At 59.8% G+C, this 19,840-nt stretch carries 13 protein-coding genes; 7 read left to right on the top strand and 6 right to left on the bottom strand.

Translation table 11 applies throughout. The features are described from left to right. The first annotated feature begins 294 nt into the window (after positions 1-294). Positions 295-2,727 carry an ATP-dependent helicase gene (locus tag Q1B40_RS18165; RefSeq protein ID WP_299817392.1) on the top strand — a complete coding sequence of 811 codons (2,433 nt, stop codon included), beginning with the start codon at positions 295-297 and terminating at the stop codon, positions 2,725-2,727. Between the two features lie 74 nt (positions 2,728-2,801). On the opposite strand, the gene Q1B40_RS18160 is transcribed toward Q1B40_RS18165, so the two are convergent. Then, the gene (locus Q1B40_RS18160; protein ID WP_299817390.1) at positions 2,802-3,071 is read right to left on the bottom strand and encodes a hypothetical protein; all 270 of its coding nucleotides are present in this window, start codon (positions 3,069-3,071) and stop codon (positions 2,802-2,804) included. Between the two features lie 64 nt (positions 3,072-3,135). Between Q1B40_RS18160 and Q1B40_RS18155 the strand changes: the two genes are divergently transcribed. Continuing rightward, complete coding sequence (locus tag Q1B40_RS18155; protein WP_299817388.1) at positions 3,136-5,283, top strand: autotransporter outer membrane beta-barrel domain-containing protein; 2,148 nt, start codon at positions 3,136-3,138, stop codon at positions 5,281-5,283. A gap of 42 nt (positions 5,284-5,325) precedes the next feature. Here the strand turns inward: Q1B40_RS18155 and Q1B40_RS18150 are convergent, their stop codons facing one another. Beyond that, positions 5,326-5,865, bottom strand: a complete 540-nt coding sequence (locus Q1B40_RS18150; RefSeq protein ID WP_299817386.1) for a tetratricopeptide repeat protein — start codon at positions 5,863-5,865, stop codon at positions 5,326-5,328. A 275-nt stretch (positions 5,866-6,140) separates the two neighbouring features. On the opposite strand from Q1B40_RS18150, the gene Q1B40_RS18145 reads away from it, so the two are divergent. Further along, positions 6,141-7,031, top strand: a complete 891-nt coding sequence (locus Q1B40_RS18145) for a 50S ribosomal protein L11 methyltransferase (protein ID WP_299817384.1) — start codon at positions 6,141-6,143, stop codon at positions 7,029-7,031. A 273-nt stretch (positions 7,032-7,304) separates the two neighbouring features. On the opposite strand, the gene Q1B40_RS18140 is transcribed toward Q1B40_RS18145, so the two are convergent. Continuing rightward, complete coding sequence (locus tag Q1B40_RS18140; protein ID WP_299817382.1) at positions 7,305-7,511, bottom strand: hypothetical protein; 207 nt, start codon at positions 7,509-7,511, stop codon at positions 7,305-7,307. A gap of 259 nt (positions 7,512-7,770) precedes the next feature. Here Q1B40_RS18140 and Q1B40_RS18135 point away from each other — a divergent pair, with 259 nt between their 5' ends. Both Q1B40_RS18135 and Q1B40_RS18130 read left to right on the top strand, forming a co-directional pair. After that, entirely contained in the window at positions 7,771-9,585 is a 1,815-nt protein-coding gene (locus Q1B40_RS18135) for an aminopeptidase P family protein (RefSeq protein WP_299817380.1), read from the top strand. 75 nt (positions 9,586-9,660) lie between these two features. Continuing rightward, positions 9,661-10,698: a phytanoyl-CoA dioxygenase family protein gene (locus Q1B40_RS18130; protein WP_299817378.1), complete on the top strand. Its 1,038-nt coding sequence runs from the start codon at positions 9,661-9,663 to the stop codon at positions 10,696-10,698. A gap of 195 nt (positions 10,699-10,893) precedes the next feature. Here the strand turns inward: Q1B40_RS18130 and Q1B40_RS18125 are convergent, their stop codons facing one another. From Q1B40_RS18125 to Q1B40_RS18115, 3 genes are all read right to left on the bottom strand, one after another. Further along, positions 10,894-11,877 carry a hypothetical protein gene (locus Q1B40_RS18125; protein WP_299817376.1) on the bottom strand — a complete coding sequence of 328 codons (984 nt, stop codon included), beginning with the start codon at positions 11,875-11,877 and terminating at the stop codon, positions 10,894-10,896. 163 nt (positions 11,878-12,040) lie between these two features. Further along, positions 12,041-13,684 carry a chloride channel protein gene (locus Q1B40_RS18120; protein WP_299817375.1) on the bottom strand — a complete coding sequence of 548 codons (1,644 nt, stop codon included), beginning with the start codon at positions 13,682-13,684 and terminating at the stop codon, positions 12,041-12,043. 150 nt (positions 13,685-13,834) lie between these two features. Continuing rightward, a complete protein-coding gene (locus tag Q1B40_RS18115) occupies positions 13,835-14,347 on the bottom strand; it encodes a thioesterase family protein (protein ID WP_299817374.1) in 513 nt (170 codons plus the stop codon). A gap of 111 nt (positions 14,348-14,458) precedes the next feature. Here Q1B40_RS18115 and Q1B40_RS18110 point away from each other — a divergent pair, with 111 nt between their 5' ends. Further along, positions 14,459-15,874 carry an FAD-linked oxidase C-terminal domain-containing protein gene (locus tag Q1B40_RS18110; RefSeq protein WP_299817768.1) on the top strand — a complete coding sequence of 472 codons (1,416 nt, stop codon included), beginning with the start codon at positions 14,459-14,461 and terminating at the stop codon, positions 15,872-15,874. Between the two features lie 170 nt (positions 15,875-16,044). Continuing rightward, complete coding sequence (locus Q1B40_RS18105; RefSeq protein WP_299817373.1) at positions 16,045-19,839, top strand: AsmA family protein; 3,795 nt, start codon at positions 16,045-16,047, stop codon at positions 19,837-19,839. Position 19,840: the final 1 nt, after the last annotated feature.

Raw genomic sequence — 19,840 nt, 5'->3', positions numbered from 1 at the left:
GTAATGGGATGGGCTGACATTTTCCGCAACACTTGCGATGCCAAGGCCTGTCTCACATCTCCACTTGTCGTCCCGGTTTGGCGCGGAGCGGCAAGACCGGGACCCAGTAGCCACGTGGTGGCCGGGTATCGGTCACTGTTAAGTGCGAGGGTTGGAAATATTTCAGAAAACAAATCTATCGGGATCTCCGATATGTTCGTCCCCACCAAAATCCAGATCTTTGCCTCGCCACAGCCGTTTTGTTGCTATATTGTTCTCGTCAAAGAGCGCTCAAAATCACCGGACCAGTAAACCATGGCAGACCCGGACGGGTATGACGATGCATTCGACGACCCTTTTCAGCGCGCAGGCGCGGGAGCGGCACCCGCGCCTGCGCGGGTGGAAGGCGGGATCGCGGCGCGAGCGATGGCGGCGCGGCAGGGGCCGTCGGATTACCTGACAGGGCTTAACCCGGAGCAGCGGCTTGCGGTCGAAACAACGGAAGGACCGCTGCTGGTGCTTGCGGGGGCGGGCACCGGCAAGACACGCGTTCTCACGACCCGTATCGCGCACATTATTGCGATGGGCAAGGCAAGTCCCGGTCAGATCCTTGCCGTGACCTTCACCAACAAGGCCGCCCGGGAAATGAAGGAGCGCATCGCCACTTTCGTCGGCGGCAATGTGGAGGGCATGGCCTGGCTCGGCACGTTCCACTCCATCTGCGTGAAGATCCTGCGTAAGCATGCCGAGCTTGTCGGCCTCAAGTCCAGCTTTTCCATTCTCGACACCGATGACCAGATCCGCCTGATCAAGCAGATCATCCAGGCCGAGGGGCTGGACGACAAGCGTTGGACCGCCAAGGCTTTTGCCGCGATGCTGGACGGCTGGAAGAACCGGGCCCTGACACCCGATCAGGTGCCGGAAGGCGAAGCGCGGGCGTTCGCCAATGGCAAGGGCCGCAAGCTTTACGCGGAGTATCAGGACCGCCTGTCGATCCTGAACGCCGCGGATTTTGGCGATCTGCTGCTGCATGTCATCACGATTTTCAAGACGCGTGCGGATGTCCTTGCCGAATATCAGCGCCGCTTTCGCTACATGCTGGTGGACGAGTATCAGGATACCAACATAGCGCAGTACCTTTGGCTGCGGCTGCTCGCCCAGGGCAATCCCAATGTCTGTTGCGTGGGGGACGACGACCAGTCGATCTATGGCTGGCGCGGGGCGGAGGTCGATAACATCCTGCGCTTCGAACAGGATTTCAAAGGGGCGGAAGTCATCCGGCTTGAGCGCAATTACCGGTCCACCAGCCACATTCTGGCGGCTGCCTCCCATCTGATCGCCTTCAATGAAGGCCGGCTTGGCAAGACGCTGTTCACCGACTTCAGCGAACCGGATCACGATCTGGTTTCTGTCGCATCCGTGTGGGATTCACAGGAAGAAGCCCGCACGATCGGCGAGGAAATCGAAGCGCTGCAGAGCAAGAACCATCCCTTGAACGAGATGGCCGTGCTGGTGCGGGCGTCTTTCCAGATGCGCGAATTCGAAGAGCGATTTGTCACGCTCGGGCTCAACTACCGGGTTATCGGCGGACCGCGTTTTTACGAGCGCATGGAAATCCGCGATGCGATGGCTTATTTCCGCTGCGTCATGCAGCCGTCGGACGATCTGGCCTTTGAGCGGATCGTCAACACGCCCAAGCGCGGTCTCGGCGATGCCACGCTGAAGCTGGTGCACGGGCTGGCCCGGGCCGAACGCATACCGCTGATGCAGGCGGCCGGCCAGTTGATCGATACGGAAGACCTCAAACCCAAACCGCGGAACGCCCTTAAAACCGTGCTCGACAATTTCGAGCGCTGGCGGCGCCAGCTCGAGCAGATCAAGCATACGGAGCTGGCGGAAATCATTCTCGATGAAAGCGGCTATACGGAAATGTGGCGGATGGACCGTTCGGCGGAAGCGCCCGGACGGCTCGACAACCTGAAAGAACTTATCCGCTCGATGGATGAATTTGAATCCATGGCCGGGTTCCTTGAGCATATCGCGCTGGTCATGGACCGGGACAGCGCCGACAGTTCCGACGCCGTGTCCATCATGACGCTCCACTCGGCCAAAGGGCTGGAATTCGACACCGTCTTTCTGCCCGGCTGGGAGGAGGGGCTGTTTCCACATCAGCGCGCGCTCGACGAGAGCGGTCGCGCCGGGCTGGAAGAGGAGCGGCGGCTTGCTTATGTGGGCATCACGCGGGCGAAAAAGCGCGTAAAGCTCTATTTCGCCTCCAACCGGCGCATCCATGGTCTCTGGCAGTCGACCGTCCCGTCCCGGTTTCTGGATGAGCTGCCGGCGGATCATGTGGAGATCGCCGAAGCATCCTCGAACTACGGCGGCTATGGCGGTGGCGGTTACGGTCCTTCGCGTTTCGACAGTCAGGATCCGTTCGACACGGGCAGCTATTCAACGCCCGGCTGGCAAAGGGCGCAGCGGGCGCGGCAATCCTCTGACGGGTTCAAGGACGGCGGTCGCGGCTACAAATCGGCACGGACGAAACGGCAGGGGCCGCTGACCATCGAGGGGGAGCTTGTGGCGCGGTCGGTCAGCGACACACCCTCGGACTTTTCCCTGGGTGAACGTGTGTTCCACATCAAGTTCGGCTACGGGGCTATCAAGTCCATTGAGGGCAATAAACTGACCATCGACTTCGAGAAGGCCGGCGTGAAGAAGGTCATCGACAGTTTTGTCGAGAGGCATTGATATAATTGACTATTGTTACAAGTATCTGAATTATATCTCAAAAATATCATTGTTTACCCTACGTTAATTTCCAGTTACGAGACTGGCGGATGAGAATCTTTTTCCGCGCTTGGTGCTGCGTTGCGGAGATCCGCAGAAGGTGCCGTGCGCATGAAAATACCAATCCGTTCCGGACGAAACGAAGCTTTCCGTTCCACTGTCCTGATGGCCGCCACCGGTCTTTTTCTATTGCCCGGAAGTTCGCCTTCAACAGCCAGCAGTTCCTGTGCTGCGCTCGGAGCGGGATTCGTGCGGGCGTCCGGAACGTTGACGATCGATGCCGCCAGCCTCTCGAGTTCAAGCACCCTGTGCGCATCCAACCAGCTTGAAACCAGCATCTCTTCAGGGACTGTCGCTTCGGACGGCCGATTGAACTTCTACGCGCCTGTCTTTTTTGCAAGTTCTGCCCTGTCCGGAAAGGTGCATTCCATCAACTTCATCGGGACGACTGTCGCCGGCAGCAGCACGTCTGGAACAGAGTTTCTGGAAACCTTCCAATATCCCGGTTCTGACGTTCTGGGAGCAACGCGGATCAATCTCATCAATACATCGATTGGTGCAAACCGCGCGATCACGCTGGTGGAGGAATCCGGCGGAACGCAGTTTCAAAATGTCTATATCGCAAGTACGGGCTCCGGTAGCCTGACCTACGACTCACTGACAATTTCAAATCCGACTCTTGTGGCAATCGGTCAGTACAACCTGATTGGACAGGACTTCACCAGCGCGACCGATCTGACCCTCAAGGACAGCATGATCGACAATGCGACACTTGTCGGGGTTCGCGGCGGGTCGTCACTGGCACTGGATAATACGACCATCGAAACACAATTCTTCCAACTCATTGGAACCGTTTCCGGGAACGGAACGATCAGCGGCAAGTCCGGTGGAAGCGATACGTCATTCTTCACGGTGGGCGGCGCGTCGATAAGGCCTGGCAATTCCATCGGGACATTGACCATCAACGGGAATGTGCGGTTAAGCGGTGCGACGGATCTGCTCTCCGAACTGGATCCGACAGCCACGCCGAATGCCGACCTTCTGGACATCAGCGGGAGCCTCACAGGCGCTGACAAGCTCACGATAACCCTGGAAAAGGACAGCGGCTACACCGGGTCCGGTGCAACGGAGATCTTGGATTTCAGCGGCGCAACCTATGTCGTCCTCGATGCCGCGAGTATCGACAGCGACGCCGTAACGCTGGTTGAGGGCAGCTCTCTGAATGCACATTTGAGTGCCAGCCTGGTAGGCTCCCCGACGTCCGCGACGCAGGTCGAGGTCCAGTTCACCGACAACTCCGCAAGCACGACCCATCTGCCTTCGAAAGTTAAGACCCTTCAAGGCGGCAAGTCGGTTCCGTCGGGAACTCCATGGGTTTCGCTCACCTCGGCGATTTCCGCCACCCACCATGGGACCGCCGTGAACGGAGCAACCGGCGGAAGCGGAGGCGGAAGCCAGACGCTCAGCAACGGCAGCACTGTCAGTCAGGCGTGGCTGTCGCTGACCAATGCCAACCTGCTCCAGCTCAACCAGGTCCACGCCGAGCCCTATTCCTCCAATTTGACCGTCGGACTGGAGCAACTCGACCATGTCGCCTCGACCGTGATGAACCGGATTTCCGGGAGCCATGATGTCCTGGACAAGGCACAGCGCGTGGTGGACGGACAGGGCCGGGCGATCTGGCTCGATGTTTCCGGTGTCATGGGAAACGTCGACGGCGAGGACGGCCTGGGCACCTTCAACTACCAGCTAGCCAACGTGATCGCCGGGGCGGATATCCTTGCAAGTCCGCTTGGCAGCCTCGGAGCGTTCGTGGGTTACGGCTATCAGCACATGGGAGAGCACGACACTGTAGACCAGACCTTTTCGGCGCAATCAGGATATGCAGGGCTATACGGCACCTTGTTGCTGGACAACTGGCAGTTCGCAGCATCGGCCGGTTATGGCTACAGCGCCAACAGCGGCTCGCGCAACAACCCGGATGTGGGGTTGTTCACGGGAGGAGAGGCCGAGTCGGACTTTTCCTCCAACGCGGTGTTTGTTGCCGTGAAAGCGGGCTATTCCGTTTCGGCGATCGGCGGGGTCACCCTGACACCTTTCGTTGCGTCTTCCTATGGTCATGTCTGGCAGAGCGAAGCTCGGGAAAACGGCGGCGGCGATTTCAACTACGATGTGCACGCGGCCACTGCCGATGCCTTCATGACCGGCGCCGGTCTGGACTGGGCCCTGGATATCGTGAATGTCGATCCGGCAAGGGCAAAGATCGTGGGCTTCGCGCGCTATGATCACGACTGGAGTGCGTCCCGCGACTCCGCCCATGAAGTGACCGTCACCTCCGATCTGTTCGGAACATTTACCCAGACAGGCCAGAACCGGGGTGCACATTCGCTTTCCGGTGGCTTGGGACTGGCAGGAAGCTTTTCCGACCGGGCATCCTGGAGGCTTGGTATCACAGGAGCCGCCCATGAACACGGCGAAGAAGTCGGAGCCGGCGCGCATTTCTCCTTCCGGTTCTGACCAGAGTGCAAGCGTTTCGTGCAGCCGGCAGGACCCTGGCCTTTACAAGTCCACGCCCTGCGGTTCGATCAGCATGTCGCGTTCCTTCAGGAAGGGATGAATCGCAATGGCCTCCCGCAAGGCTTCCTGCCCCAGCTTCACACGACCCATCGTCATGAAAATCATGGCCTTTCCCGATAGAGCGCCGAAGTGGCGGGGTTCCAGCTCCAGGGCGCGCTCGATGTCTTCCAGGCTGGCCTCGTAGTCGCCCTGGAGAAACAGGATGAATGCCCGCTGGTTCCAGCCTTCGGAATAATCAGGAGCCTGCGCGACAACTTCGTCGAGCAGGTCCCTGGCGCCCTGGAAATCATGTACGCCGCGTCGCTGCATGGCGGTGTCGATCTGTTTGCGGATCTCCGGCGTCGGCGCCGCATTCAGCCACGAATACCAGATGTCGTCCTCTATCTTGCGCGCCTCGGCTTCGTTTTGCGCGTTCTTCAATGCCTTGAAGAGAGCGTCCTGATCGGGAGTGGCGTTCGCCGTTGCCGCCAGTCCCGGCCCACAAAACAGAAGGACCACCAGAACGCAGAGGGGTTGCGTCATGCACGTGCGTAATTTCGCAAGGATCATCGATAGTCTCCTCTCCTTGGAGCATGTGGCATTAAATTGAATTCAGGAGGGCGCCCGAACGCAATTGCAAGGCAAACGCTGCCTCGGGCGTCTTCCAGAAACCGTAGATCGGCTTAAACGCAACACGCTCCCATGAAAGAAATGGAGCACAATGCCGAATTGCCCAGTCTGCAGGGGCTCTGGTATCTGCACTGGAGTACAGCTATACCGCTGGCCTCGACCCAATTTTACCAAAGGCACGCAAGGGCATGAAAACCATCCGGGTGCGGATTACAGCCGCGGAACTGGAAGCCAAACGGATCTCCGAAATTCTGGAGCGCGCTTTCGAGGATGACGGCAATCCGGTGGCGATCTACGAAGATTCAGCGGACGGAAAGACTTGGACGGCGGAGGTCCTGCTTTTCGACATGGAGCCGGAAGAAGCTGCCGCCATGGTACGGGACCGAGTCGGTGCGGACGCCTTCGCAGCGCCGCTCGATGCAGAAGAACTCCCGGATATCAACTGGGTCGCAAAAAGCCTCGAAGGGCTGAAGCCCGTCAGGGCCGGAAGATTTTTCGTCCATGGCGGTCATGACAGGAGCAAGGTGCCGGGAGGCGCTATCGGGCTTGAGATCGAAGCCGCGCTGGCCTTCGGAACCGGACACCACGGTACCACCGCTGGCTGTTTGGAGGAAATCGATCGGTTGCTGTCGCTGAGGGACTACGACAGCATTCTCGATCTCGGTACCGGCACGGGCGTGCTGGCAATAGCGGCGGCGCTCAAGGCGAAGCAGAGCGTTCTGGCAACCGACATCGATCCGGTTGCCACCAGAACGGCGCTGGAAAACGCAAGGCTCAACGGCGCAGCGCATCTTGTGCGGGGTTTCACGGCAAACGGCATGGAAGATCGGCGGTTCAGGCTTCACGGGCCTTTCGATCTGGTGATCGCCAATATTCTGGCGCGGCCGCTCATGAAGATGGCCAAATCCATCGGCGGACAGATGACACGAGCGGGCACACTGGTGCTGTCAGGCCTCAGGGTGGAGGATGGTCCGCGGATATTGTTTGCCTATGGGTGTCAGGGTTTCGTGCTGGACCGGCGCCGGGAAAAGGACGGCTGGCTCACGCTTACCCTGGTGCGCGGGCGCAAGACCGCTTGAACGGAAAATTCTATAACTCTTTAAATTATCTAGGCTTTCCAGTTTTCATATTGAGTCACATGAAAGCGGGTTGAACTGACACGTGAAGAGAAACCGGCTTTTCGGTCGCTTTTGTGGCTCGATGCCGGCAATACGGCTCTCTGAATTCGGATTTTGATTCACTGAAATTATTGAAGTCATTGATTTGAAAAGCAAAGAGCCTGCCGGAAATCGGCAGGCTCTTTAGAGTGCACAGTAATTTCAATCGAGCGTCCTGAGCCCCGTTTCAGGAGCTTAGAACCCGGCGGTCGTCGAACCTTCGCGCTCAAGCTGCTTGCGGTCATAGCCGTGGGTGGCCAGTGTCGCGTCGTCAAGCGAAAGCAGATATCCGTTGACGTAGCGGCGCGCCTGAATGGTGCGTGCTTCGATCATGCGGTCCAGTGCGCGGCGCATGAAGCTGTTTCCGCCGATACGGGTCGAAGTCGTGGTTGCAATGCTCATGGTGATCTTTCCCATTTGAAGTTTAAGAGCTTCCCTAGGGAGAAACGTCTTTTTGTTTTGTTGAACCATATATGCAGATTCGTTTCCCGGAGCGGTAGGCCTGCAAGTGCATGTCAGCCCTGCGCATTTCGCATATGCGAGAAGAAAATGCTGCATTGCGAAGTATGAAGGGCCAGGCTCGGGGCTTCTTTCTGTTGAGACGGCAACCGGGGGCATTATCCAGCTTGATCCCGGGCGCGGGCCAAATTAACGTCCGGGCATGTTTCAGACCTTCGACGATCTCAGCGATCCCTCCTGCGGAGCGCCGCATGCGGCCCTTCTCAGGGCAGAACTTTCCCGCCGCGGCCTTGACGGTTTCCTGATCCCGCGTGCCGATGCGCACCAGAGTGAATATGTGCCGCCGCATGACTGCCGTCTGCAGTGGCTGACCGGTTTTACCGGATCTGCGGGTGTGGCAGCGGTCCTTGGCGACGATGCCTCGATCTTTGTCGATGGGCGTTACACCATCCAGGTGCGCGAGCAGGTGGACCTGAACACATTCCCGGCACGGCATCTGATCGAAGAGCCGGTCACGAACTGGCTGGCAGAGCGGCTGCAGTCAGGCCAGAAGCTTGGTGTCGATGCCATGCTTCACACGGTGCGAGAAGTCCGGCGTCTGAGAGAGATTTGCAAGCAGGCAGGTGCCGAACTGGTCACGCTGGACGACAATCCTATCGACAGTGTGTGGCAGAACCGGCCGGAGCCGCCGGTCGGTCAGGTGTCGCTCTATCCGGTCGAACTGGCGGGCAAGGCGGCCCTCGACAAGATTGCACAGATCCAGTCTGCGCTCGCCGACAAGAAGGCCGATGCCTGCGTTCTGACGCAACCGGATTCGATTGCCTGGCTGTTCAACATCCGCGGTTCGGATGTCACCCATACGCCGCTGCCGCTTTCCTTCGCGACGGTGCCCGCGAACGGCAAGCCATCGCTTTATATCGATGGACGCAAACTTTCCAACTCTGTGCGCGATGCTTTGTCGGACCTGACCGAATTGTTCGAACCGGGAGATTTCAAAAGTGGGCTGAGTGCCCTCGGTGCCTCCGGTGCGAGTGTCATGATCGATCCCGGCCTGGCGGGGATCGGTATCGCAGAGGCGATCACGGGAGAGGGGGGTACGCTGGTCGAGGCTCAGGACCCGGTCCTGCTGCCCAAGGCGGTAAAAAACGAAACTGAACTGAATGGCGCCCGCACGGCCCACGTCAGGGATGCTGCGGCGTTCGTGAATTTCCTGTGCTGGTTCGACGAGGAAGCCCCGAAGGGGAGACTCGACGAAATTTCGGTGACGGAAAAGCTGGAAGAGTTCCGCAACGCGACAGGGGTTCTGAAGGATATTTCCTTCGACACGATTTCCGGGGCAGGGCCGAACGGCGCGATTTGTCATTATCGCGTCAGCCGGGCCAGCAACCTGAAGATACCGCTCGGCAAGCCGTTTTTGATCGATTCAGGCGCTCAGTATCTGGATGGCACCACGGACATCACGCGCACTCTTGCCGTCGGAGAGACAAGCGCGGCCATGAAAAAGCACTTCACGCTGGTGCTGAAGGGACATATCGCGATCTCGTCCGCCCGGTTTCCGAAAGGGACGACCGGCGCTCAACTCGACACGCTGGCGCGCATCGCGCTCTGGAACGCAGGGCTCGACTATGACCATGGGACCGGCCACGGTGTCGGCGCCTATCTCAGCGTCCATGAAGGGCCGCAGCGTATTGCCAAGACGGGGACGGTCCCGCTTCAACCGGGCATGATCCTTTCCAACGAACCGGGGTATTATCCGGCGGGAGACTACGGCATCCGTCTGGAAAACCTGGAGGTGGTCACCGAGGCTGCGGACATTCCCGGCGGCGAACGTCCGATGCTGGGCTTTGAAACGCTGACCCTGGTTCCGATGGATTTGCGTCTGGTTGACCTGGCTCTTCTGACGCAGGTGGAACGGGACTGGCTGAACAGCTATCACACCAAGGTGCGTGAGAAGATCGCTCCTCTCCTAGAGGAAAAAGAGCGTGAGTGGCTGGTGCGTGCAACAAAATCGGTCTAGATTTTACGGGAGCGATCCTGATCGCTCCCTTGTTATTTGAGTGACTTTACGCAATTTCGAGTTGAATTTCCTGTGATGCGCGCTGCCGATCTTTTCAAGACACCTCTTTATGCCGCCGAACTGGCGACAGGTTCAAAATCGTTCTGCGACAATCCGCTGATCGGCAGCCGCCGGCTGAACGAGGCGGGCCTGCACGTGAAGCGCATAGAGCTTGCCGAACGCATGGCCGATGCGCGGAGGCGTCGGCTTGCCCATCTCGTCCCGCAGGAAGACCAGGCCGCTTATGCCAGGGACGGATTCATTCAAAAACGCGGCCTGCTGGCGGAGAGCGATCTCGAGGGCCTCAGAGCCGAAATCGCGACAACCCTCTTCGATGCCTGGGACATGCGACAGGGAAATGCGGTAACCCGTTTCATTCCTCTTCCGCCCAAAGTGCTCAAGAACCTGCCGTATCTGCGTGATTTTGTCTGGAGCAAGCCCTTTCAGAACGGTTTGCGGTATGTCGGCTCCACCAATGGAGATCCGCTTGTTTACCTGCATATCGTCCTGACCGACCCGAAAGCTGGCAAGCGGGCGGATCCGCAGACGGCGTTTCACTCGGACACCTTTCATCCGACAGCCAAGGCATGGTTCTTCCTGTACGATATCGACGATGCGGAAGGCCCGTTCACTTTTGTCCCAGGGTCACACCGGCTGACACCGGAACGACTGGCTTGGGAACGCGAGCAGAGCCTGACGGCGGCGGTCAATCCAAACAGACACCATAGAGGCGGCTCCTTCCGGCTGCGCGCGGACGAACTCGGCCGTCTGAATTATCCCGAACCCCTCCGGTTCGCGGTGCCGGGCAACACGCTTGTTGTCGCCGATACCCACGGGTTCCATGCGCGTGCAACGAGCGAAAAACCGTCTGTCCGGGTCGGAATTTACGGATCCTTGCGACGGAATCCCTTTTTACCCTGGACCGGGCTGGATCCCTTCAGCCTGCCCGGCATGCGTGGCCGGCAGGCAAGACTGTTCGTCGCTCAGAAAGATCTGGCGACCCGCCTCAAGGGCAAGCCGGTTTCCCATCGCTATGCGGGCAAGGTCCTGGCGACAGAGCCGTCTCGGTTTTAGGGAGCGGCCAGTAAGATTTTGCTGTCAGACCGTCCAGAAAATGACTGGACCTATTGACGCGAAACTGGAGAAACCTTCTTGAGGCCCGTCCCAAGTTGTCTGAACCCGAAATAGTTCAGACATTCTTGCCACCTAAGTCGATGCAGCTAACGGACAGCGCCAGAGCCGTTGCGTTGCTGCGCCAGAACAGGGCGTTCAGCAGGCAATGATGGTCCGCGAGTAGCGATCCGGCGCTTTCAGGAGTTGGAGCTGCATGCTGTCCGTTTGCTTGAATGTACCGCTGTCGTCGTATATTACGCGCGCTGGAGTTTCGCGGCAGCCGATGCGTTCGGCACCACCCGTGACGAAGAGAGTGGCGGCCCAAGTGTCCCATGACGGGAGACCTGTGTAGCCGAGAAATTTCATCATTCGGCTCCGCTTGCGCGCATGTTCGGCAATTGCCTCGATACTGAAACTTTCCGCCAGTTCAGGGGAAAGAACTCTTTCTCCAACGCCTGCGCGATAGGTCACCATGTTGAGTTTGCCGGGATGATTGCGCACCAGATAGGCAATAGCCGTGACATCCATTGCAACATTCATGTCACGCAGGGCAAAGGCGCGAAACCCACGGCCTGTCGCGAAGTGCTCACCTGGCGAACGTCCACCAACCCCGATGATTTTCGCGATCATGCGAGGAGGGACAAGACCGTAACGCAAAAGACTCGCCGCGACCGTGGTTGGGCCCAATTCCAGGAGTGTCACGGCACGTGACGATCCCTTTATGACCTGTGCGATTTTCTTCAGATAGGAGAGGTCACCGGGTGTCGGTTGACCATTGTGGTCAAAGGACATCCGTCTGTCGGGTCCGTGAAGGAGCATCCAGTTGTCGATGCCGAGCTGGCCGAGCCGCACAATTAGATTGTCATGAACTTCGTTTGTGCTGGAATTACTATTTCCGAAAATGGACACAGCGGCGAGAATCTCGACGCACCCGCTTTCCTCGAGGCGCCTGACGAGCGCGATGGACACGGTATCGTCGATTTCACCGTCGCGGCTGACATCTGCAACAATGATGATCGGCTGATTGCGCGATACGCACACTGGGTTTTCGCCGAGAAAGTGGTCGTAGATATCGGGCGCTGCATCTGACGGATACGTAAAGCCGAGCATCATCGCGCTGAAAAAAATGGCGATACGCATGAAAGTCGTCCCCCCCAACGCCTCAAGGTTAGATGGTCTTGTGTAAAAATACTATTTTAAATTGTAACCCTTGCAAAAAGGGAAAAGAACCGGGTTACGGACTCATGGAGGAAAATCAAATGGTCTCGGAAATGGTTTCATCCCGAGGTGTCGGAGCGCCGGTCTACTGGTGCTCTTCCTTGGTCGCCTTGATCAGGGCGGCGTTGAAATAGCGAAGGGCCCGGACGTGGCGGGCGATTCCGATAATTTGGGTGGCATCGCCCTTGCGGACCACCGGCAAGGCGGCCTTGCCACAGGAATCGAAGCTTTTCAGCGCGCTTTCCAATGTGTCCGTGTCATGCAGATACGGACCGTCTTCTCCGGGATTGAATACCCGGTCTTCTTCCGCCTCCGGGGGCGGATCCATGAATTCGCCGACCTTGACCGCCTCGCTGAGGAACTGGTGCACACCTTCGTTCACGAAGCAGCCGCGCATGCCCAGCTGCCAGTGGAAGAAGGACTTGCCGTGGACAGCCTGGGTCAGGCCCGTGGCGATGGAAACAGCCAGCAGAAGGGCGATGGACAGGGCGTAGCCGCCGGTCAGTTCGAACACGATCACCGTGGTGGAGAAGGGCGCGCCGAGGACGGCCGCGGCGACGGCCCCCATGCCGAGAATTGCATACAGTCCGTGGCTCGACGCCATTTCAGGGAAGACCGAAGCGGCTATAAGTCCGAAAGCACCACCGGTCATGGCCCCGAGGTAAAGGGACGGTGAAAAAATCCCGCCCCCAAAGCGCGACGCCAGTGTGATCGATGTGGCCGCCGCCTTGACCACCAGCAGGGATAGCATCGTGGTGATCGTCAGTTCGTGTTTGAGGGCCATATCGGTCGCGTCATAGCCGACACCCAGAATGCCCGGAAAAGAGATACCGATGGCCCCGACCACGAGGCCGCCGATGACGGGCCGCAGCCACAGGGGCATGGTGATGTTGCGGGCTGTCCAGTCGGTGCCGATCAGGGCGAACTGGAAGAGGATCGCGACGGCCGCGCAGGTGAGGCCCAGCAGTGCGAAGGCAGGTATTTCGAGATAGGAGGTGATCTCATACTGTGGGATCACGAAGGCGGCGACATCGCCGAACCACAGGCGCGACAGAAGCGTTCCCATCACCGAGGCAAGCACGATGGGCACGAAGGCGGAGACCGCATAGTGACCGAGAACAACCTCGTGAGCAAAGAGAACACCTGCAATCGGGGCGTTGAAGGAGGCTGAAACACCGCTTGCGACTGCGCTGGCGATGAGAATGCGGCGGGAGGTGTCGGGCAGTCGAAAATAGCGGCAGACAGCGGCGCCCAGAGTGGCACCCAGATGCACGACCGGGCCTTCACGGCCCGCACTCGCGCCGCTGCCCAGCGAGATTGCCGTCACCAGGGCGGACCACAGACCGGCGCCAAGCGGCAGGCCGCGCCCGCCGTGGACCCTGGCCTCGATCACGTCGGCGACAGCGCCGGCGCGTTGATTGGGATGAAATCTCTGCAATATGAAGCCGACGATCAGACCGCCGACGGCAGGAGCCAGCAGGATGACCCACCAGGGCTGGTTCGCGGCGGCCTGCATGGTCAGTTCGGTCGTCGTGCGCAGCCAGGGCCACTGAAAGAGGCCGATCGCCGTCCTGAAGGCAATCGCGGCGAGCGCCACCAGCGCGCCGATGAAAACGGCAAGTACCCAGACAAGTTGCATCCGTCCCGCGCGGAACTGGCGCACGTTGGGCGTAATCCAGCTGATGAGAATGTCTGGGAGCTGTGCGGCGGTTTCTATTATTTTGCGCATCAGTCACGGTTGCTTTTTATGGGGCGTGAACGTGATTGCCCATCATAGTGCCCGAGTCGACGCGAATGAACAGACCCGACCACCTGTTTTCACTCGGAAATCACTCACTTTTTTGTCGTCTGTGTTCCGTGGGCCGTGTTCGGTCCGGTGTTAGCGGGGAATTTCGATGCGCCGTCCGGCCCGTTCGGGGCGGGGAAGGGAGGCATGGTCCTTCATTAGCGCGGCCAGCCTGGTCGCAATGTCTTCCGGCCAGGGGGCGACTTTCCTGGTGTTCAAATCGACGTGGAGGCTCATCTGTTCGGATGTGGCGGACAACCAGCCTTCCTCTGCGTGGCGCAGTTCCTGGAAGATATGAGCACGCTTCGCGTCGAAGTCTATAAGCTGCAGGTTGACCGTGACCGGCATGCCCGCCTCCAGTTCCCGCAGATAGCAGACATGCACCTCGGCGGTGAAATAGGACGCGTTGCGGGCCTTCACATAGTCGGGGCCAAGGCCAAGCTGCTCGAACATCTGGTCGAGCGCGGTATCGAACAGGACGTTGTAATAGGCCATGTTCAGATGACCGTTATAGTCGATCCAATCCGGCTTGACAGTCATGACCGCGCTTTGTAGCGGTTCGGCCTCTCGGGCAACCTTTGTCCCGTTCTCTCCATGCTTTTCCATGACCGTACCCTTATCGCCGGATTTGACTTTGACCTTTTTCGTGTCTCCTAACATATTCGGTTTTCACAGCGTGGCCAGAACCGCGCGACAGGAGGAAAAAACATGCCGGAAATGGCACGCGCTCAGCATTCGCCCCTAACCGACGACCAGAATCGCACTATTTCGCAGGCGATCACCGAGCTGAAGGAGCGTTTCGGCGAGCGTTGCGCCACGTCCGCAGCCCTGCGCGAACAGCACGGACACACCACGACCTGGCTCAGAAACCAGCCGCCTGACGCGGTGGTCTTTGCCGAAAGCACACAAGAGGTGGCGGAAGCCGTGCGCATTTGCGCCGCCCTCAAGGTGCCGGTGATTCCCTTCGGCGCCGGATCGTCTCTGGAAGGCCATTTGAATGCGCCGCTCGGCGGGGTCTCTCTCGACCTGTCCAGAATGAACCGTGTTCTCGAAGTGCATGCGGAAGATCTCGACTGCCGCGTGGAGGCGGGAGTGACCCGCAAGCAGCTCAACAGCGACCTGCGGGACACCGGCCTGTTTTTCCCGATCGACCCGGGCGCCGATGCCAGTCTCGGCGGCATGGCGGCGACCCGTGCTTCGGGCACGAACGCAGTGCGCTACGGTACGATGAAGGACGCGGTGCTTGCCCTTACGGTCGTAACCGCCGACGGACAGATCATCAGGACAGGTGGCCGGGCGAAGAAATCCTCAGCCGGGTACGATCTGACGCGGCTTTTTGTCGGGTCGGAAGGAACGCTCGGCGTCATCACGGAACTGACCTTGCGCCTTCATGGTCAGCCGGAGGCCATTTCGGGAGGTGTCTGCCCGTTCCCCGATGTCAACTCGGCTTGCAATGCGGTGATTTCAACCATCCAGATGGGCATTCCCGTTGCCCGGATCGAGTTGCTGGACGCTCTGCAGGTGAAGGCGTGCAACACCTATTCAAAACTTGACCTTGCCGAAACGCCGACCCTGTTCCTGGAATTCCATGGTTCGGAAGCAGGTGTGCGGGAACAGTCCGAAATGTTTTCCCAGATTGCCGAGGAATTCGGCGGCGGACCATTCCATTGGGCAACGGCCGCCGAGGAACGCACGAAGCTCTGGACCGCACGTCATGACGCCTATTGGGCGGGCAAGACCTTGAAGCCGGAAGCGGAAATCATGGTAACGGACGTCTGCGTGCCGATCTCCCGGCTGGCGGAATGCGTCAGCGAAACTGCGGAAGACATTGCAAGGGAGGGTTTTCTCGCCCCGATCGTCGGACATGTCGGCGACGGCAATTTCCATGTCCAGATCCTTGTCGACCTGGACAACCCGGAAGAAGTCCGCAGGACGGAAGCCTTTGTCGAACGACTGGCCATCAGGGCCATCGGGATGGACGGAACATGCACCGGCGAGCACGGCGTGGGGCAGGGCAAGGCCAAATATATGCGCCGCGAACACGGCGATGCGCTTGAAGTCATGGGTGCCATCAAGACGGCGCTCGATCCGGGCAATATCATGAATCCGGGCAAGATCCTGCCGCAGTCATGATATTGTATCGAATCAGTTCGATAAGCGCTGATTTGCTCGGCGGATGTTTCTTCGGCGGGTTTGCCCATACCGTGTTTGCACTGCAGCAGGGATCGGGTAAACCTGACCGGTAAGGTTTCCGGTGACTTTGGAGAACAAGGAGACAAGGCCTGAACTCCGTCTACATCACTGTGGGAATAGCCGTCATACTGGTGCTGGTCACGGCGCTGGTGGGGCCGTTCTTTATCGACTGGACGGTTTACCGGTCCACATTCGAAAGCTATGCGGAGCGGGCTCTGGGGCACCGCGTGACGGTGCTCGGCGAAGCCGACCTCAGGCTTCTGCCTGCACCGTCGATCAGTTTCTCCGATGTTCGTGTCGGAGAAGCAGAAGACCCGCTTCTGGTGGTCTCCCAGTTCAACATGCGGATCGAGCTGTCGCCGCTTCTGAAAGGCGAAATCCGTGTCATCGACATGGAACTGGATCGGCCGCAACTTTCCCTGTCGCTCGATGAAGACGGCCGGCTGGACTGGCTGACGGCCATGACGTCAGACGGCGCGCTGACGAAGCTGCCGCCGGACGATGTCGCATTCGAGAAAGTTTCGATCCGCAATGGAGCCTTGTCGATTGTCGACGCGCGTTCCGGCGAGATTCACCATGTCGACAATGGCAATCTGTCCGTCAGTGCCCGCTCGCTGGCCGGGCCTTTCAAGGCCGCCGGCAGCCTCTCCATTGAAGGGACGCCCTATAATATCAGCCTTGCGACCGGCAGGGCGCAGGATGACACGGGGCTGCGGATAAAGGGAGAAGTCACTCCTACCAACATGCCGGTGAATTTTGCCTTTGACGGCATGCTGACCCAGACGGACGCGGCGCCCACTTTCCATGGTGACTTCAACATCGCCTCTATCTCCCTGGAGGACACCGATGGTCCGGGCTGGACCGCGGAGGGCCAGTTCACGGCGGATATCGCCGAGGTTGCGGTGCCGGCATTCGAATTCCGGTATGGTCCGGAAGACCGGCGGCTCAGCGTTACCGGCAATGCCGATCTGCTCTATGCCGGCAACAAGCGCTTCGAAGTCCGGGCACAGTCAAAGCAGCTTGACCTCGACCGATTGCTCGGGGGTGGACCGCAGGAACCAGTCGATCTCGATACGGCGGGCGAACAACTGATCGCCGCGCTCAGGGCCGTGCCGCTGCCGCCTATCGACGGCGCGATCTCCATGGATGTTCCGGCGGTCGTTGCGGGTGGTGGAATTATCCAGAACGTGCGCCTCGATCTTGAAACCATGCTTGGCGGTTGGCGGGTCGCGCGTCTGGCCGGGCGCTTGCCGGGCCGGACCACCGTCGCGACCCAGGGCGATCTCGGGCTCGAACCGGCGCTGACCTACCGGGGGGCGGTCTCCATCAGTTCCGATCAGCCAGGGTCTTTTCTGAGCTGGTGGAAGCAGAAGGATACCGGCGTCAAGGCTCTGGATCCGGTCTCGCTGGAGGGGCGGCTCAACCTGCTTCCCGAAGGTGCTGCGCTGGACAATCTTCGCCTGACGCTTTCCGGAGCTGAAGCGCGTGGCGGTCTTTCCTATCGCAAGCCGCGCTCGGGAAATGCTGTCTTTTCGCTCAGTCTCGACGCGGACAAGCTGGACCTGGGCCAGGTGGAGCAGCTTGCCGCGCTCATCCAGCCCGACCGTTCGACATCGGGAGATACTGAAGATCCTACGGGTCTCGACGTCTCGGTGCGTCTACGCGCCAAACAGGTGAGCGCAAGGGGCGTGGAGGGCGAAAGCCTTGCCCTGGAAGCGGAATATTCCGACGGCGGTGTTCGCATCGACCGGCTGTTCGCCGAGGATCTGGCGGGCGCGCGGCTGGATGTGCAGGGCGCGATCCAGAACCTGTTCTCTGCGCCGGAAGGCTCGGTCTCCGGAACGCTTGATGCCAGGGACCTGTCCGGTCTCGTCGCGCTGGCGGGCGGCTTTTTTCCGCAGACCGTTTTTGTAGAGCGTCTTGAGAGAGCTGCAGCGAGCCTCGTACCGGCAAAATTCGATGCCAATCTGACAGCTGCGGCTGCGGGGGACGGCACCGACATGACGCTCAGTCTGGAAGGTTCGGCGGGCGGTGCGGATGCTTCCGTCAGGGCCGAGTTGAAAGGGCGTGTCGACGATTGGCAGAACGCCGGGATCGATCTGGCGGTGGGGCTACAGGGACCGGATGGCGGCAAGCTGCTGCAACAGCTCGGCTTTGATGTGATCCCCATCGATGCGGACAATGGCGGCAAGCTCAGTGTCACGGCGAAGGGCGTTCCATCGGAGGGCCTTGCCCTAGAAATTGAAACGTCGGTTGGCGAGTCGGAAGTCGCTGCGAAGGGGACGCTCACCCTGGAAGAGGGGCGTGAGCCGCAGTACCGCATGACGGTGGCCGCGAAAACGCAGGACCTTACACCGCTCGCCCTTATGGCCGGCCGGGTTCTTCCTGTCATGAGCGGAACGCTGCCTGCCGACGTCAGTGTCGACCTGGAAGGTGCCGGCAGCGCCCTCAAGGTGACGAATGCCTCCGGGCAGGTTGGAGAAACCTCGTTCGAGGGCAGTCTGGAAGGCGATCTTCAACCGGCACCGGGGGAGCGCAATCGCCGCTTTTCGGGAGATATCAGCGTTTCCCGGGCGGATTTGCGCAGCTTGAGTGAACTCATTCTGGGCCCGGACCAATGGTTTTCCATTGGCGACGGAAGCAGCAACTGGCCTTCCGCTCCCTTCGGCTCACCGCTTCCGGACGGCGTGGACCTGAGTTTCGATTTCCGGGCGGACCGGCTCCTTGTCGATGACGAGACGGAAATAGCCAATGCCCGCGCCCAATTGCGGATCACGCCGACGCTCCTGCGTCTTGACGGGCTCAACGGTGCATTCTCCGGCGGCTCCCTGGAAGCCAGTCTGTCCCTGCGCCGGTCCGATGCCGAAGCGGCCGCATCCGGCCGGGTGAAGCTGGAGGGAGCCGATCTGCGCCAGCTCGTATGGCGGCCGGACAGCCGGGCGGTTGCTTCCGGCACGCTTGATCTGTTTCTCGAATTCGAGGGGGTAGGCCGTTCGATTTCGGCGATTGTCGCCGGTCTTGGCGGCGGTGGAACCTTCTCGATGGAGAACGGTGATTTCAGGGGCGTCAATCCGCAGGCGTTCCAGCTCGTCACGCGAGCGGTCGATTCCGGCCTCGATCTTCAGGATGAGAAAATCCGCGAGATATTCGTCAGCCATATGGCCGCCGGCAATCTGCCCTTCAACCGCGTGGACGGTACGTTGACGCTGGTCGGCGGCCGCTTGAGCGCCCGCAATGTCGTGGTCGATTCGGGCAAGGCGGAGATTTTCGGATCCGCGGAAGTGGATCTGGGGACCTATGATCTGGATGCCGATTTCTCGGTCAAGGTCGACCCCGGTGAAGATGCCGTTACAGGAGCGGAGCCCCAAGTGGGTCTGCTCTTCGAAGGTCCGGTCGAAGCGCCTTCGCGACGGGTCGATATAACCCCCTTCACTGCATATCTGACCCTGCGCGCCTTCGAGCAGGAGGTCGAACGGGTGGAGCAACTGCAGGCGGAAATCCTTGAACGCGACCGGCTGGCGCGTGAACTCAAGCATCAGCGGGAAGAGCAAGCACGCAGGGAACGCCAGGCCGCCGCGACGGAAGCTGCGGAAGAAGAGCGGTTGCTGCAGCTTGAAAACGCGCCTCCCGGCGACAGTCAGGGCGGGTCTTCGGAGACCGATAACACGGTATTGCCGAGGCAGGGCAGTGCGGAGCCCGGGGAACAGGAGCAATCCGGTCACACCGGTTCTGTGCCATTGACGGAACGGATCCGCGCTCTTCTCCAGGACGATGAGCCAGCCCGGGTCGCGCCGGACCCGAAACCGGGCAGCAGCCTGCCGCCGCTCGATCCGCCGATTTCCATCGAGGATCTGTTGACGCAGGATGTTGGCGGACCGATGGTCCTGCCGGGTGCAACCCGGTAAT

Source organism: uncultured Roseibium sp. (assembly GCF_947496995.1).
Classification (GTDB): Bacteria; Pseudomonadota; Alphaproteobacteria; order Rhizobiales; family Stappiaceae; genus Roseibium.
This window is presented reverse-complemented; position numbering and strand designations above follow the sequence as displayed.

Excerpts from the sequence above, each read along its gene's own strand:
- Q1B40_RS18165 (WP_299817392.1), top strand. The coding sequence starts at position 295 with ATGGCAGACCCGGACGGGTATGACGATGCATTCGACGACCCTTTTCAG.
- Q1B40_RS18150 (WP_299817386.1), bottom strand. The coding sequence starts at position 5,865 with ATGACGCAACCCCTCTGCGTTCTGGTGGTCCTTCTGTTTTGTGGGCCG.
- Q1B40_RS18145 (WP_299817384.1), top strand. The coding sequence starts at position 6,141 with ATGAAAACCATCCGGGTGCGGATTACAGCCGCGGAACTGGAAGCCAAA.
- Q1B40_RS18140 (WP_299817382.1), bottom strand. The coding sequence starts at position 7,511 with ATGAGCATTGCAACCACGACTTCGACCCGTATCGGCGGAAACAGCTTC.
- Q1B40_RS18135 (WP_299817380.1), top strand. The coding sequence starts at position 7,771 with ATGTTTCAGACCTTCGACGATCTCAGCGATCCCTCCTGCGGAGCGCCG.
- Q1B40_RS18130 (WP_299817378.1), top strand. The coding sequence starts at position 9,661 with ATGCGCGCTGCCGATCTTTTCAAGACACCTCTTTATGCCGCCGAACTG.
- Q1B40_RS18125 (WP_299817376.1), bottom strand. The coding sequence starts at position 11,877 with ATGCGTATCGCCATTTTTTTCAGCGCGATGATGCTCGGCTTTACGTAT.
- Q1B40_RS18120 (WP_299817375.1), bottom strand. The coding sequence starts at position 13,684 with ATGCGCAAAATAATAGAAACCGCCGCACAGCTCCCAGACATTCTCATC.
- Q1B40_RS18115 (WP_299817374.1), bottom strand. The coding sequence starts at position 14,347 with ATGGAAAAGCATGGAGAGAACGGGACAAAGGTTGCCCGAGAGGCCGAA.
- Q1B40_RS18110 (WP_299817768.1), top strand. The coding sequence starts at position 14,459 with ATGGCACGCGCTCAGCATTCGCCCCTAACCGACGACCAGAATCGCACT.